This window comes from Protofrankia symbiont of Coriaria ruscifolia (assembly GCF_900634745.1).
In the GTDB taxonomy this organism is placed as follows: Bacteria; Actinomycetota; Actinomycetes; order Frankiales; family Frankiaceae; genus Protofrankia; species Protofrankia californiensis.
Genome location: NZ_CAAAFR010000039.1, coordinates 1 through 14,996 on the forward strand (window position 1 = coordinate 1; position 14,996 = coordinate 14,996).

General features: G+C 68.4%; 12 protein-coding genes. 8 read left to right on the forward strand and 4 right to left on the reverse strand.

Going from position 1 to position 14,996, the window contains the following annotated elements:
- Positions 1–359: 359 nt before the first annotated feature.
- Positions 360–1,049: a hypothetical protein gene (locus CV1CTNOD_RS05545; protein ID WP_131785088.1), complete on the forward strand. Its 690-nt coding sequence runs from the start codon at positions 360–362 to the stop codon at positions 1,047–1,049.
- Here CV1CTNOD_RS05545 and CV1CTNOD_RS05550 read toward each other — a convergent pair.
- The 4 genes from CV1CTNOD_RS05550 to CV1CTNOD_RS05565 form a co-directional block, all read right to left on the reverse strand.
- On the reverse strand, positions 1,046–1,717 hold the full coding sequence (locus CV1CTNOD_RS05550) for a hypothetical protein (RefSeq protein WP_131785089.1): 672 nt from the start codon (positions 1,715–1,717) through the stop codon (positions 1,046–1,048). The two genes, CV1CTNOD_RS05545 and CV1CTNOD_RS05550, sit on opposite strands and share 4 nt — an antisense overlap.
- 116 nt (positions 1,718–1,833) lie before the next feature.
- The gene (locus tag CV1CTNOD_RS05555) at positions 1,834–2,220 is read right to left on the reverse strand and encodes a hypothetical protein (RefSeq protein WP_131785090.1); all 387 of its coding nucleotides are present in this window, start codon (positions 2,218–2,220) and stop codon (positions 1,834–1,836) included.
- 100 nt (positions 2,221–2,320) lie between these two features.
- Complete coding sequence (locus CV1CTNOD_RS05560; protein WP_131785091.1) at positions 2,321–4,234, reverse strand: DUF4012 domain-containing protein; 1,914 nt, start codon at positions 4,232–4,234, stop codon at positions 2,321–2,323.
- Between the two features lie 304 nt (positions 4,235–4,538).
- Positions 4,539–6,794: an MMPL family transporter gene (locus tag CV1CTNOD_RS05565; RefSeq protein ID WP_131785092.1), complete on the reverse strand. Its 2,256-nt coding sequence runs from the start codon at positions 6,792–6,794 to the stop codon at positions 4,539–4,541.
- A gap of 174 nt (positions 6,795–6,968) precedes the next feature.
- Here CV1CTNOD_RS05565 and CV1CTNOD_RS05570 point away from each other — a divergent pair, with 174 nt between their 5' ends.
- From CV1CTNOD_RS05570 to CV1CTNOD_RS05600, 7 genes are all read left to right on the forward strand, one after another.
- Entirely contained in the window at positions 6,969–7,619 is a 651-nt protein-coding gene (locus tag CV1CTNOD_RS05570; protein WP_242606395.1) for a TetR/AcrR family transcriptional regulator, read from the forward strand.
- A gap of 291 nt (positions 7,620–7,910) precedes the next feature.
- A complete protein-coding gene (locus CV1CTNOD_RS05575) occupies positions 7,911–8,441 on the forward strand; it encodes a DUF192 domain-containing protein (RefSeq protein ID WP_165485326.1) in 531 nt (176 codons plus the stop codon).
- Between the two features lie 376 nt (positions 8,442–8,817).
- Complete coding sequence (locus CV1CTNOD_RS05580) at positions 8,818–9,609, forward strand: SDR family NAD(P)-dependent oxidoreductase (protein ID WP_431607076.1); 792 nt, start codon at positions 8,818–8,820, stop codon at positions 9,607–9,609.
- 563 nt (positions 9,610–10,172) lie between these two features.
- On the forward strand, positions 10,173–11,186 hold the full coding sequence (gene hpnC / locus CV1CTNOD_RS05585) for a squalene synthase HpnC (RefSeq protein WP_131785095.1): 1,014 nt from the start codon (positions 10,173–10,175) through the stop codon (positions 11,184–11,186).
- Positions 11,183–12,088 carry a presqualene diphosphate synthase HpnD gene (gene hpnD / locus CV1CTNOD_RS05590; protein ID WP_131785096.1) on the forward strand — a complete coding sequence of 302 codons (906 nt, stop codon included), beginning with the start codon at positions 11,183–11,185 and terminating at the stop codon, positions 12,086–12,088. The genes hpnC and hpnD overlap by 4 nt, the downstream gene beginning before the upstream one ends.
- Positions 12,085–13,962 (forward strand): hydroxysqualene dehydroxylase HpnE, encoded by a 1,878-nt coding sequence (gene hpnE, locus CV1CTNOD_RS05595; RefSeq protein WP_131785097.1) that lies wholly within the window; start codon positions 12,085–12,087, stop codon positions 13,960–13,962. Before hpnD ends, hpnE begins: the two co-directional genes overlap by 4 nt.
- Entirely contained in the window at positions 13,959–14,975 is a 1,017-nt protein-coding gene (locus CV1CTNOD_RS05600) for a polyprenyl synthetase family protein (RefSeq protein WP_131785099.1), read from the forward strand. The genes hpnE and CV1CTNOD_RS05600 overlap by 4 nt, the downstream gene beginning before the upstream one ends.
- Positions 14,976–14,996: the final 21 nt, after the last annotated feature.

Sequence of the window (14,996 nt, forward strand, 5' to 3'; positions counted from 1 at the left end):
CAGGATGCCGGGGCGTACCTCGGCCCCCCAGCCGAGGTACGCCCCGGCATCCTGTGGTGTCCTGCCGGTGGGCGCAGAACAGATCCTGTCGGGTCCGCGGGCGCCCGAACAGAGCGCCCCCGCACCGGAGCAGGGGTGCTCCCCTGGAGGCCCGGGAGGCCCCGGCCGTTGGGATCTACTGTCGGGAAGGGCGGGGGCGTCCCCGGTGATCTGTCCGGATCAACCGCCAGGAGGTGATTCGGACATGACAGCCAGCGGGTCTTTTCGTAGTTAGGCTCATCGGGTCGGCATGAAAGGGGCGGCGAAGGCGCATGGTCCCACGAGGGATACCGCATACGGCAACACCGGCGGTCGTCGCGATGATCGTTGCGGGCGGGCGGAGATGGAATCTCGGAGCGGGTCGGCGGCTGACCTTCGGCCGGGCCGGATGTGACATCCCGTTCGGTGCTGACCCGCAGGATCTGCTTGTCTCCCGCCGGGCCGGGACACTGGCCGAAAGCGAAGGCGCGATCGTCATCAGCAACACCGGCCGGCATCCACTGCTCCTACTGACCGTCGGTGGCGACACCCATCACATCGTGTCGCCGGGCACGGCGCTGTCCGCCGGTCTGGCCGAGTTTCACATCGTCGCTGTCGGGACCGATGGTGGACGCCACCAGATCGGCGTTGTCCACCATCACCGGTTGCAGGTTCACCGCGAGCAGGACACGATGCAGATCTCCGTCCGGCTCACCCAGACCGAGCGTCTGCTGTTGGTGGCTTTGTGTGAACCTCGTCTGCGCACTGGTGACAACCATGCACCGTTCGCCACTTATCGCGAGATCGCCCGTCGGGTCAACCGCGACGACAACTACGTCCGATCACGACTTGCGACGGTCCGCAGCAACCTTGCCGGGCAGGGGATACCCGGGCTGCTGCGTGACGAGCCGGGGCCGGCGTCGCGACGACTGCCCGACTACATCGTCCGGCTCGGCAAATGGGTGATCGCTGCCGGTCTCGTGACTGCGGACGATCTTGAGCTGCTGACTCCCGACCCGGGGCAGGTTTAGGACGCGTCCCTGGGTAGTTCCCCATCCCGAGGCCGGCGGCGGAATGTGCGGAAGAACATGCCGACGCCGATCAGGACCACAGCGACCGCCGCAATAACACCGGCCTGGGTGCCGGAAACCGGCAGACCGCCGTCCGTTTCCCCGCCGGTTTCCCTTCCACCTGCTCCCTCCGCGGATCGGCTGTTCCCGGTGGACGCGGCGTTTCCAGTATCGGAAGCATCCACCCAGACCATGCCGATGACCTTGCGCTCCCCGGCGTCGGCGCCGGCGCTGTGGGCCTCGATGCCGCTCCCGGTCTGCCCGCCGGGTGCCGGTGCCGTCTCGACAGCGTCCTTCGGTGCTCCGGTGCCGGTCAGGTAGTGGTCCCCCTGGGTGGGCAGGGTCAGCCGGATCGCGAAGTTACCCGTGCCGTCCGCGGTCACGGTCTGGGTACGCGCACCGTTGACGTCGATGGTGACCGCGCCACCCGGAGCAAAGCCGCAGCTACTGAAGACCACCGACCCACCTGCTGGGACACGTTCGGGGGTGACCGAGCCGAAACTGATCGGACCGTTGCAACCAGGAAGTTGCTCCTGCAGTTCCTGGGCGGTGGCCGGTGATTCCAGTGTTGTGCCGAGGGCCAGCCCGCCGCCGACAAGCAGTGCGACGGCAGCTACACGGAAGTTCATGGAGGGGCTCTTCCTGCCGCGATGCCGGGAGAATCCTGCCGCGATGCCGGGACAGGTTCGGCCCGCGATCGGGTGACCGCCTGGCTGGCGCTGCGATCGCGGGCCGAACACCGTCATCAGCCGGCGCGGACCCGGATAATCGCAACGGTGACCCGAAGCTGTCCGGTGGGACGCTGGCCGACGGCGGTGAGCCTGATTACTCCGGGCGTGGCCGGGGCCGGCAGCGTGGCCAGGAAGATGCCGTTGCCGTCCGTGGTCGCGCTCCCGTAGTACTGGAAGTTGCGGTAGATCTGGACGGTCGAGTTGGGTGCGTAGCCGCAGCCACTGAAGGTGAAGGAGGCGTTGGTCACGACCGGGTTCGGTGCCACCGTGCCTATGTCCAGGAAACCGGTGCACCGGAACGGCGGTGGATAGGGCTGGGCGACGGCTGGAGAGGCCGATGTTACGCCGAGCGCCAGCAGGCAGCCGGCGAGCAACGCCGCTCCGAATCGACGGAATCTCATGAATGTACTCCCACTGTCGGGCCTGCTGGTATAAGCGGCCTGAGCATGAACACTGTCAGCTTATAGATCGTTACTTTACGTGTCTATAGTGTTGGGCGTGTCATTCGGGATTCCGTGACCAGGGAGCGACGGAACGTACGCCTGACGCGGTGAAGGCTTCGGGGACGACCAGTGGTTGCGGCCGGAAGAGCAGGGTTGGCCTGGCCACCGGTTCCCAGAGCCGCAACACCAGCGTGCGGGTCTGCCCACGGTTCACCGACAGGGGTGTCGAAAGCACCGGATGGCCACGCTCGAGGTCCCGGCGCATGCCGACGGGAAGACCGTCCAAGGTGGCTGCCTGCAGCCCACTGCCCGCACCGGTGTACGCCGCCAGCGACAGCAGGTTCTGCGCGTCCGGATTACCTTTCGGCGGGGCGCTCTGTCTGGAACCAGACTGTCCGGAACCAGGCTGTCCAGGAGCAGGTTGGTCGCTTCGATTACGGACGTAGTCGCCCAGACCGGCCGGCGCCGTGTTCGTGATCCGTATCGTGATCGTCACGTCCGCGGAGCCGTCGGGACGCCGGATACTGCGGTAGTCGGTGCTGCGCCGCATCCAGTAGTCGAGTTTGCTGGCCGCGGCATTCTGCGTCACCACTGCCAGGTAGGGACCGTCACAGTCGGGGAGCGCGCCGCCCAGCGCGGTCGTCTCAAGGATTTTCTGCTCGGCCGGATGGTTGCTGGACACCAGCAGGCGCCCTTCGGAGGCGGCCCGTCCCAGCGCGGACAGCAGCGCCGAGGTGTTTCCCGTGCCGGACGCGACGGCGTCGTAGACGGCCCGCCCCACGGCGGCGAAGAAGTCGTCCCGTCCTGAGGCGTCGGCAATCTCGGCGTACACCTGCGATTCCACGAGCTCGACAAGCCTTCCCGCCGGCACGGTCCGCCCGTCCGGCAGGACCGCTGGGCGTGTTGCGGCAAGCAGGTAGGCCAGCGTCGTCGGATCGATGCTGACCGTCCCGTCGACGTGCACACCCGTGCCAGCCTGGTAGAGAGCCGTGTAAAAGCTGCCGACGGTCGGGTAGTGCGGGGTGAGGTTGGCGTTGGCCCAGACCCGGGTCGGCTCCGCGGCCGCGTACATGTTTTCGAGCTCGGGTGGAAGTTGTATGGCCGGCCCACGCTGGGTCGGCCCGCCGGGCAGCCGGCCGTTGCCGGAGATGTCGGCGAGTTCGATCCTGCCGTCGGTGACGGTCAGCAGGCCGAAGGCCCCGATGATTCCCCCGGTGGCTCGTGACTCGGCCGGGTTCTGGACGACCAGCAGGTAGCGGCGGGGTCCGTCGACACCCATCATCGGCGGCACCAGCCGGGTCGCCAGATCCAGCGTTGCGGTGGCCCGCTCGAGCCGTTCGGCGTACTGCATGCCCGTGTCGCGGGCGTCGGCGAGGCCGATGCGGTCTCCGATCGCCCCGCAGCTCGACGTCGACTCAAGCTGCCGGCGGAACTGCGTGATCGCGTTGTGCGTGGTGTCGGCGGCCGGGCGTGCGGCCGCGATCCGGTCGACGTCGATGGTGGTATCGCTGCGGAGGGAGTCCAGATCGAGAACTGACCCCTCGGGGTCCAGCAGGGTACGCGAGTCCGCAACCAGCCGATCCACTGCGGTCACCATGGACCGGACGGACCGGCTGGGGCATCCGATCGTCGGGACATGGTCGAGAAGTGCCCACAGCGGGTCGCCGGTCAGTTTCCGGGCAGCCGCGGTCTCTGCGCTGATCATGCCGATTCGGCTCCGGAGCGCAGCTCCGGACAGCCGGTCGCTGCCCCGCAGTGCGTGATCCAGAGCGACGATCTCGTTCTGGGCCGTCCGCAGGTGCGACCGCGCGAGCAGACCACGTACCGCGATCCACGACACCGCCAGGGCCAGGAGCAGCACGGACACGGTGACGCCGAGCACCGGCAACCGCGCCCGCCTTGACAGTCGCCGGAACCGGCCCGGTGGCGGGGGCTGGTTGGCATCCGCAGCCTGGGTCGGAGGCGCGGTCACTGCTGGCGCAGCTCCAACCGCTCCAACCGCTCCAACCGCGTCAGCCCGGCGGCGGCCGTGGCCGCCGCCGTCGAGGGCTGGGACTCCCGCCCTTTGGCAACCTTCCGCATCTTCATGGATCCACAGCGTAATAACTGCGGATGGTGGGTGTACAGATACGCATCACGCATGTTGGCTGCTCGGCGTGGTGTCGCCGGCGCTGCTGTCACCCGCGTTGCTTGTGCACCTGTCGGCCCCTACGCGTGTCCGTCAGCTTCTACGGCTGATTACTTGGGGCTACGAATGGTTACGCGTGGTTGTCAGCTCACCGGGTCGGCGGGGTGTGCGTGGACGCGCTCGCCTGGTCGCGGGCGCTGTTCTCCTCGTCCGCGGGCGTGATGACCTCGGCGGGCACGGGGGTGTTGCGGATCTCCTCGATCTCCTCGGCCGCCTCCACCGAGACCCTCGGGAGTATCCGGTCCAGCCATGACGGCAGCCACCAGTTCGCCTTCCCGAACAGGTGCATGAGTGCAGGCACCAACAGCGCGCGGACGACGAACGCGTCGATCAGAACGGCCATCGCGAGCCCGAGACCGAACAGTTTGATCACACGGTCGTCCCCGAGGACGAAGGACGCGAAGACCAATGTCATGATCGCGCCTGCGGCGGTGATCACACGACCGGTCTCGGCCTGACCGAGGGAGACCGCGATCCGGTTGTCCCGGCGCACCAGCCATTCCTCGTGGATCCGACTGACCAGGAACACCTCGTAGTCCATGGACAGACCGAAGAGGATGGCGAACAGCATCACGGGCAGGAAGGGTTCGATCGGACCGCCCTTGACCCCGATGAGGCCCGCGAGCCACCCCCACTGGAAGATCGCGACGATCACCCCGAATGCCGAGCCGACCGCCAGCAGGTTCATCACCGACGCGGTCAGCGGTACGACGACGCTGCGGAACACCGCCATGAGCAGGAGGAAGGCCAGCGCCACGACCACACCCATGAACAGCGGGAGCTTGCCGGTCAGGACGTCGGAGAAGTCCTGGTAGGTCGCGGTCACACCGCCGACCCTGATGTCCAGGGCGGTATCCTGGGTCGCTCGGGGGATGACCGTTTCGCGTAGCCGCTTGAGCAGCGCGGAGGTCCGGGCGTCCTGCGGGCTTGTGGTCGGGAACACCGCCACGATCGCGGCTTGCCCGTTCGGGCTCGGCTGTACCGGTGCGACGAAGGCGATCCCCGGCTCGGTGCGCAGTTCGGTGGCCACCGTGTCCAGGGCTTCGATGTCAGCGGGGGAGTGGATCTCGGTGACAAGGCTGAACGGGCCGTTGAACCCGGGTCCGAACCCACCGACCAGAAGATCGTAGGCGCGCCGGGACGTCTTGGACTGCGATCCGTTGCCCTCGTCGGCGGTGCCGAGCCGCAATGAGAAGAACGGCAGCGCGGTGATCAGAATCAGCGCGGCCGACAGCGCCGCGTAGGCCACGGGGCGTCTTTCGATCCGGCGTGCCGAACGCCACCAGAAGCCGGACGGGTGCTCGGGCTCGGGACCCATGTGGGCGAGCTTCACCCGTTCGGCCCGGCCGAGCACCTTCATCCCATAGAAGCTCAACAGCGCCGGGAGCAGCGTGACCGCGGTGGCCATGGTCAGCGACACCGCAAGGGCCGCGGAGACCGCGACACCGTAGAGGAAAGTGACGCCGAGCGCGTACATGCCCAGCAGCGCGATGCAGACGGTGAGCCCGGCGAACAGGACGGCCCGCCCGGAGGTGTTGATGGCGGTGACGGCCGCCTCCTCGGGCGTCTTGCCTGCCCGCAGGCCGATACGGTGCCGGTTGACGATGAACAGTGCGTAGTCGATACCCACGCCCAGGCCGATGAGGGTCGCCAGTGTCGGTCCGAACTGGGCGATGGCCATCACGTGAGACACCAGGCCGATACCGGCCATGCCGACACCGAGTGCGATGACTGCCGCGACCAGGGGCAACGTCATCGCCAGCAGGGTTCCGAACGCGATGAACAGGATGATCGCGGCGGCCACGACCCCGAGTAGTTCGCTGGTGTTCTGTTGCGGCTGTTCGACAATGGAGACCGCGCTCCCGTTCATCTCGACCTGCAGCGCCCCGCCGTCGGCCGCGCGGGCGGTGTCGATGATCGCTTTGAGATCGGCGCGGGGTATGTCGACTGCCTGGTCGTCCAGTGCGACCGTGGCGAAGGCCGTCCGGCCGTCCCTGGTGAACTGGCCGGCACCCGCCGGGTCGTACGGGCTGGCCACCGCGACCACGTGTGCCAGGCCCGCGACCCGCTCGAGCATCGGGACGGCCTCGGCTTCGAGCAGCGGGTTGTAGAGGGTCCCCGTGCGGGCGTGCAGCACGATGCTGGCGGTCTCTCCGGCGGCGGCGGGAAACTCCCGTTTGAGCAGGTCGATCGCCTGCTGGGACTCGGTTCCGGGAAGTGAGAAGTTGTTCTTGTAGTCCGTGCCGGCAGCGTATGCAGCCGTCCCGAAGCCGAGCAGGGCCGCGAACCACAACAGTAGGACGATCCAGCGGTGACGGAAGCACCAACGCGCGAGCGATGCCACGGGTTTCCCCCCGGTCTGGGCCGATGGACGGGTCAGGGTCAGTGCAGAACGCCGGTGTCCCCGGGCGCTCTGGACGATCGGTCGATCGGGGTAGTCTACCGATCGGTCAGTAGAAGAGGATATTGTCAGGATGGGTATAGGTTTTCGCTACGGACCTCCCGGTGAGAGGGGTGCATGGCGACGATGTCCGACCGCGCGTCGCGTGCTCACGCTGCGGATACGCGTGACCGGATCCTTGCTGTTGCCGTGCAGCTGTTCAACGAACGGGGCTACGCGGGGACATCTATCCGTGACATTGCGGAGCGGCTCGGTATGACGAAAGCCGCTCTCTACTACCACTTCGCGTCCAAGGACATGATTCTGGACGCGGCGGTACAGCCGTTCGTAGAGGCGTTTGGCCATGTGAGGGATCTCTCACACGTTGATCCACCGGCATCGGCTCGGTCGATTATCGAGGGTCTGGTCGAGGCGATGGCCGGGCCGGGTGCGGTGCTGTTCGCCTTCGTCAACGACCCGTCGGTGATCCACCGGCAGATCGGCAAGGGTGGCATCGCCTCGCACCAGGACGCTATCGTGACCGCACTGGCAGGACCTGAACCCACTCCGTTACGGATCCTGCGCGCCCGATGTGCGGTCGGCTGCGTGCAGGCGGGCATCCTCGGTACCGCGCTGGAGCGGCGAGCGCTGGCACGCGCCGGCGCCGACCCCGCCGGCACTGCCGAACCCGGCACGGGTGGCGTCGACGCCGACCAGCCGCTCGTTCCGGAGGACGTCCGGCGCGAGGTCGTCGAAGCTGCTCTCGACGCCCTCGGGTCCGCTGGATAGATCTTCGGCGCCGGGGCTCCTCCCGGACGACTGATCGTTGCCTTTCCGTGCAGTGACCCATGGGCTTCAGGCCTCGGACCGGCATGGCGGATCCGGCAGCAACCCCGTGCGCGGAAGAAACATGATCGCGCCGTCTTTGGTTGTCTGCCGGCCCGGGGGCCCAGGCTGCCGGCAGCGCGAGAAAAACATGATCGTGCTGCCTTTGGCCATCTGGGACGATAGCGTTGAGTAACGGTCGTGGGGTGGTCGGGTATCCTCCTGATGATGGTCCGATCACGTTACGTGCTTTCGGTGGCGACCTTGGTGGTGGCTGTCGGGGGCGCCGCCTGGCTGTGCGTATCGCAGCTGCTGACCGCACCCGTCCGGCCGCCACCGGTGGAGGGTCCGGCTGGCGGGCCCGCAGTGACCGCTGGTGACGCGGCCGTCGGTGACCCGGCCGCGGTCGGGGCGGGCCTGGCGACCCGTCGGGTGCGGGTGGGAACGGCGACCCTCACCGTCGAGATCGCCGAGACGCCGGCTGCCCGTATGCGCGGCCTCATGGCCCGTACATCGCTTCCGTTCGGAACCGGCATGTTGTTCGTCTTCGACGGGGAGTCGACGGATAGTTTTTACATGTACCGGACCCTTCTCCCGCTCTCCATCGCGTTCTCCCGGTACGGGCGGATTGTAACGATCCGTGAGATGACGCCGTGTGTTGAAGAGAATCCGAACCGTTGTGAGATCTACCGGGCTGATACCGCATACACGGCGGCGATCGAGGCGCCCGCCGGTACCTTCAGCAATGCCGGGATACATCTAGGTGATATGATTGAATTCCTCTAGCCACATCGGGATGTGGCATGTCAACAGTGAAAAATCCATGTTCCGATGTGATGGGAGCCATCAGGCGGCAATCAGATTTTGGATGAATGTCGACTGGATGTCATGTAGTGCTTGCAGTGTGGATCCGTCGTTGACGTGATGGGTCCGACAAGGCTTTCGGCGCCCTGTCGTCTATCTGACGATGGACGTTCCGGCCGTGGGGCGATGAAATAGGGCTGGGCCGTACGTGGCCGACCGTTTGTCGTCAGCGCTGTCGACACCCAGGTTCCGAAGGCCTGACCGCGACCGTCTCCCATCCTGGGAGGAGGCGACCACCGCGCGACCGGAGGGTTTTGTTGTGTATACACCGGCCCGTTCCACGGTTCCGGACAGCCGCTTGCACGTCGTCGCCGAGCAGTCCCGCTTCGCGGGCAGTCGGGGATGGCCGCCCAGGACAGCGCTTGTTACCGGCGCAAGCAGCGGAATCGGCAGGGAGGCGGCGCTGCTGCTCGGCGAGATGAACTGTAAGGTCTTGCTGGTCGGCCGTAACGGTGCCGCGCTCGACGAGGTCGCTGCGTCCACGGCGGGTCACCGGATCGCGGTGGACCTGTCGGTCTCGGGCGCCGAAGCCACGGTGGCCTCCCGCAGCGAGGATCTGCTCGGTGACCTCGACCTGTTGGTGTGCGCGGCCGGCCTCGGTTCGGCCGGTCCGTTCGACCAGCTGTCCCACGAAGCTCTTGCCGAGCTCGTGGCGGTCAATGTGCTGTCGCCGATGGCGCTCGTCCGTGCTGTGCTCCCGGCGATGCTCGAGCGTGGGCACGGGCGCATCCTGCTGGTCGGCAGTGTCGCCGGAGCAGTGGGGGTTCGTGGTGAGGTCGCCTACTCGGCGACCAAGGCCGCGCTGGTCGGGTTCGCCAGTGCATTGCGATCTGAGGTCTCCGGTCGTGGTATTTCGGTTACCTTGTGTTTTCCTGGCGTCGTTGACACTGCTTTCTTCCGCCGTCGTGGAGCGCCGTACGTGCGTAGATGGCCACGCCTACAGCCGGCTCGCCTTGTTGCCGAGCGCATGCTGCTCGCAACCGGACGGGGCCAGGCCGAGATATGGGTGCCACGCTGGCTGTCGCTTGCCGCCCGCGTCCACGGGGCGGCGCCTCCGCTCTACCGGCGGTTGGCGGGCGTCTTCGGTTAGGAGCACTCGAGTAACAGGAGGTCGGCCCGGATCGTCGGTGATGCATCGCGCGACGGAGGAGGGAGACGCCACGCCCGTCCGCTGCGCGGCCGGTGAGCTTCTACTCGACGATGTCGCGGCGGTAGTGGCCACCGGCAGGGGGTGGCTCCTGCGGCGAGTCCTTTGGCGCGGCGGTGTCCCCCGTGGATGTGAGGCTCCGCACGGCATCCGGACAGGCGGTAACGGGGTCATATCGGTTAGATCGGGGAATCATGTGGGGCACGCACCGAAAAGGGCGTGTCGTACGTCGAGTAGCCGGCCGAAGGTGACGCGATCATGTTTTTCTCGCGCTCGGGCTTCCTGCCGGATCCGGGCTTCCTGCCGGATCGGCGAAGCCGATCTGGGAGGTCCGGGAGGCCCCAAGTCCCCGCGTCGCTGGGGGGTCTTGAGGTTGAAGGTGGCATGATCATTATCGCTTCGTGCGGCCGGAGGCTCAGGAGTTTGGAGAGCAGACCTGTTCAGGCGCGCCGCCGGATGGCTCCCGCGGCGCGTGTCAGGCCCAACCGCTGACGAGGGGGAGGCGCATGACCACAAGCGACGCAAAGATCGGCACGCCGCCAGGCGGGCCGACGGGAACCCCCGGCGCGCCGCTGCCCGGGGACGCCCTCACTTCCTCACCCCAGGATGTGCTGCGGGCGGCTTCCGCCGAGAACTTCACGGTGTCTCCGCTGATCCTGCCGGCCCGGCAGCGGCAGCACCTGTTCGCCATCTACGGATTCGCCCGCCTCGTCGACGACATCGGCGACGAGGCGGGCGGCGACCGGCTCGCGCTGCTCGACACATTGGAAGCCGACCTTGAGCGGATCTGGGGCGGGACGCCGACGCTCCCGGTCATCCAGGCGCTGGCGCCGACCGTTCGGGAATGCGACCTGGGACCGGAGCCGTTCCGCCGGCTCGTCGCGGCCAACCGGCAGGACCAGTTGGTCACCCGCTACGACACCTTCGACGACCTGTTGCGTTACTGCACCCTGTCCGCCGATCCGGTGGGACACATGGTGCTGGGTGTCTTCGGCATCGGCACACCCGACCGGGTCGCGCTGTCGGACCGGATCTGCACGGCGCTGCAGATCGTCGAGCACGTTCAGGACGTGGCCGAGGACCTTGCCGCCGGCCGGATCTACCTGCCTCGTGAGGACCTCGACAGCTTCGGAGTGCGCGAACAGGATCTTGCACGCCGTACCGCCGGACCGGCGGTACGGGAACTGATCGCCTTTCAGGTGCTGCGCGCCCGCCGGATCCTCGACGAGGGCACGCCGCTGGTGGGCCTGGTCAGCGGCCGGCTGCGGTTGGTCCTGGCCGGATTCGTCGGCGGTGGCCGTGGGGCGCTGGACGCGGTCGAACGGGCCGGGTGCGACGTCCTGGGCGGTGCTCCGACCGCGCCGAAGCCGCGGATCGCCCGGTACGCCCTGACGGTGGCGCTGGCATCGGTCACCCCGGCCGCCCGCCGGGCAGCCCGGTCGGCGCGCGTTGCGCTACCCCCGCTGGTCACCGGCGATGGGATTATCACCAAGCCCACCGGGCGTGGAGGTGGCGAATGACTCCCGACGGTCCCTTCCGGTCGCCAACGGTCGTTGAGGCGTATGCGGCCTGTGAGGCGCTGACCCGGGAAGCCGCGCGCAACTTCTCCTACGGCATCCGGCTGCTGCCGGTTGACAAACGGGCGGCGTTGTCCGCGGTGTACGCCTTCGCCCGAAGACTCGACGACATCGGCGACGGCGACCTGCCCGTGCAGGAAAAGGCCGTGCGCCTGGCCGCGGCCAGGGCGGACATCACAGGACTCAGCGCGTCCAGCTCGGATCCGGTTCTGGTAGCTCTGGATGACGCCTGCCGGCGCTTCCCCATACCGGTGGACGTTTTCTGCGAACTGATCGACGGTGTCGAGATGGATCTGCGTGGGGTCACCTACGAGTCCTTCGACGACCTCGTCGAGTACTGCCGGCGGGTGGCCGGCACGATCGGGCGCCTGTCGCTGGGGATCTTCGGCACGCCGGCGGCGCACGCGGACGCGGGGGCTGCCACGGTTGCCGACGAACTCGGGATCGCCCTGCAACAGACCAACATTCTTCGAGACGTCCGGGAGGACCTGATTACCGGCCGGATCTACCTGCCCCGGGCCGAACTGGAAAAGGCCGGCATCACCCTTGTCCTCGGCCCGGACGGCCAGCTCGGCGGCCCCCCGGAGGCACTCGTCGAGTACCTGCGCAGTTGTGCGGAGCGAGCCGATGAGTGGTATGGGCGCGGTCTGAAACTGCTGACCATGCTCGACCGGCGAAGCGCCGCGTGCTGCGGGGCGATGGCCGGCATCTACCTGCGGCTCAATCGCCGGATCAGGACCGACCCCACTCCCGTCCTGCACCAACGGCTCTCGCTGCCGGGCTGGGAGAAGGCAGTGGTGGCCGCGCGTAGCCTGGCCGGCCGTCCGGAGGTGTCCGCCGCATGAGCGTGAACACCGGGACGCCGTCGAACCGGGCGTTGCCCGTTGCCGCGCAGCCCGTTACCGCGCAGCCCGTCGCGGTGCCACCGGGCCATGGAGCTCACCGGCTGGTCGTGGTCGGTGGCGGGCTGGCCGGCCTGTCGGCCGCGCTGGTCGCCGCGGATGCCGGCGCGGACGTGACCGTGCTGGAGGCACGACCGCGCCTGGGCGGCGCCACCGCCTCGTTCGCCAGGGACGGGATGTGGGTCGACACCGGCCAACACGTCTTCATGCGCTGTTGTACCGCTTACCGCGGGTTCCTCCGCCGGCTCGGGGTCGAGCACCTGACCACCCTGCAGGAGCGGCTGGACGTTCCGGTGCTGCTTGCCCGGTCCGGTGCGAACGCCCGGCTGCGGCGTACCCGTATCCCCTGGCCGGCGCCGCTGCACCTGACCCCGGCGCTGCTGGGGTACCGCGCGTTTCCGCTCGGCCAGCGACTGCGGGCCGCGCTTGCCGCCTACCGGCTTGGGCGGCTGGACCCGAGCCGGCCCGAGGTGGACGGCGTCTCGTTCGGCAGTTGGCTGGTCGACCGGGGTCAGTCACCGGCTGCGATCGAAGCGCTGTGGGAACTGCTGACCGTCGCCACCCTGAACGCCCCCGCGGACGCGGCCTCCCTCGGGCTTGCCGCCAAGGTCGTGCGTACCGGTCTGTTGGAGCGGGCCGACGCCGGTGACATCGGGTGGGCCGAGGTTCCCCTCCAGCAGCTGCACGGGGAAGCCGCGGCTTCGGAGCTTGCCGACGTTGGTGCGGACGTGCGGACCGGGGTGAAGGTCCGCGCGCTCAGCAGGACGGCGACCGGTTGGCGCGTGGCCACCGACAGCGGCTCGCTCGACGCCGACTCGGTGATCCTTGCCGTACCGGGGCCGGCTGCTGCCGCGCTGCTGCCCGAGGGCGCGGTGCAGGACCCGAACCGGTTCGTCGAACTCGGTTCGTCACCGATCGTCAACGTCCATATGATCTACGATCGACCGGTGCTCAAGGGACCCTTCCTGGCCGTGGTGGGATCCCCCGTGCAGTGGGTCTTCGACCGTACCGCGTCGAGCGGGATCGCGGGGTCGGTGGGGGAGCACCCCGCCCGCGCGGGCGCGCAGTATCTGGCGATCTCCCTGTCGGCCGCGGACGAGTGGATCGACCGGCCTGCCGGTGAGATCCGCAACATCTTCGTCGAGGAGATGCGCCGGCTGCTGCCTGCCGCGCGGGACGCCGAGGCGATCGAGGTGTTCGTGACCCGCGAACGTACCGCGACATTCCGCCAGACCCCCGGTACCCGGGCGTTGCGTCCCGGCCCGACTACCGAGCTGCCCGGGCTTGCGCTTGCTGGCGCGTGGACCGACACGGACTGGCCCGCGACGATGGAGGGCGCGGTGCGCAGCGGGCTGGCCGCCGCGAAGGTGGCGCTCGGCGGCTGGCGTCCCGGACCGCCCTCACCCGGCCCGACCCGCACATTGCTGACTGTGGTCGCAACACCCGGCGGTTCTCCTGCGCAGTCGGGAGGATGCGCGTCGTCGTCGGGGAGCCCGTGTAAAACGTCACAATCGTCCCGGACGCCGGAGACCAAGGTCCCTGGCGAGAGACCGTCGTCTTCTAACCCACCGGGATCATCGGCCCTCGGGCCGACGGGCTCGCCAAGCGCCCAGCCGCCGTCGGCGGCACCCTCGCACCCGACTTCGCAGACTCCGCCGACTCCGTCCACTCCGCCGACTCCGTCAGCTGCGCCGGTTCCGTCAACTCCGCCGCCTTCGACACCGACATCCGCGGTGACCTCGACAGAGACTCCAACCGCGATTCCAACCGCAACATCGATATCGACAGCGTCACCGACAGGGGGATTCCCGGCATGACCACGTTGGTTCCCGATGCGATCGAGCGGGGCCGGACTCTGGCAGTGCCGGCGCTACGCGCCGCTGTCGACCGGCTCCACCCCCGTCTGCGCCGGGTGGTCGCCTACCACCGCGGCTGGACCGACGCGGACGGCACGCCGCTGCCTGGCGGCGGCGGAAAGCTGGTGCGTCCGGCACTGGCGTTGCTGTCCGCGGAGGCGGCCGGTGCCGCGGTCGAGGTCGGGCTTCCCGGCGCGGTCGCGGTCGAACTGGTCCACGACTTCTCCCTGCTGCACGACGACCTCATGGACGGCGACACCGAGCGCCGGCACCGGCCCACCGCTTGGACGGTCTTCGGCGCGGATGGGGCGATCCTCGCCGGCGACGCCCTGCTGGGGCTGGCGACCCAGGTGCTGCTGGAGGTCGACGGGGAGGCGGGCCGTCGCGCTGCGATCATGCTCGGCGCAGGTGTCCAGGACCTCGTCCGTGGCCAGGCCGAGGACCTGTACTTCGAGACCCGTAACGACGTTACCGTTGCCGACACCCTGACGATGGAGGACGGCAAGACCGGCGCATTGCTGTCCTGCTCGGCCGCGATCGGTGCGGTGCTCGCGGGCGGGCGGGCGGAGCTCATCGACGGTCTCGCCGAATTCGGGTCACGGCTGGGAACCGCCTTCCAGCTCGTGGACGACCTGCTTGGCATCTGGGGCGATCCGACGGTGACGGGCAAGCCCGTGCTGTCAGACCTGCGTTCACGCAAGAAGTCCGTCCCGGTCGTGGTGGCGCTGGACGCCGGCGGAGCTGACGCCGACGAGCTGCGCGCTTTCCTCGCGTCCTCGGGGGAGGCGTCCGAAACTCAGCTGCACCACATCGCGCAGCTGGTGGAACGGGCCGGTGGGCGGGAGTGGACCACGGCCGAGGCCGACCGCCAACTCGACGAGTGCACCAAGTTGCTCGCATCGCTGTCCTTGCCACCGCTGGTTGAAACCGAGCTGCTTGCCCTGGCCCGTTTCGTCACCGAACGGGATCGGTGAGCAGTTTATGACACCGCTGTT

What these genes read in the sequence shown, in the direction of transcription:
- CV1CTNOD_RS05545 (WP_131785088.1), top strand. Translation starts at nt 360, where the DNA reads ATGATCGTTGCGGGCGGGCGGAGATGGAATCTCGGAGCGGGTCGGCGG.
- CV1CTNOD_RS05550 (WP_131785089.1), bottom strand. Translation starts at nt 1,717, where the DNA reads ATGAACTTCCGTGTAGCTGCCGTCGCACTGCTTGTCGGCGGCGGGCTG.
- CV1CTNOD_RS05555 (WP_131785090.1), bottom strand. Translation starts at nt 2,220, where the DNA reads ATGAGATTCCGTCGATTCGGAGCGGCGTTGCTCGCCGGCTGCCTGCTG.
- CV1CTNOD_RS05570 (WP_242606395.1), top strand. Translation starts at nt 6,969, where the DNA reads ATGGCGACGATGTCCGACCGCGCGTCGCGTGCTCACGCTGCGGATACG.
- hpnC (WP_131785095.1), top strand. Translation starts at nt 10,173, where the DNA reads ATGACCACAAGCGACGCAAAGATCGGCACGCCGCCAGGCGGGCCGACG.
- hpnD (WP_131785096.1), top strand. Translation starts at nt 11,183, where the DNA reads ATGACTCCCGACGGTCCCTTCCGGTCGCCAACGGTCGTTGAGGCGTAT.
- hpnE (WP_131785097.1), top strand. Translation starts at nt 12,085, where the DNA reads ATGAGCGTGAACACCGGGACGCCGTCGAACCGGGCGTTGCCCGTTGCC.
- CV1CTNOD_RS05600 (WP_131785099.1), top strand. Translation starts at nt 13,959, where the DNA reads ATGACCACGTTGGTTCCCGATGCGATCGAGCGGGGCCGGACTCTGGCA.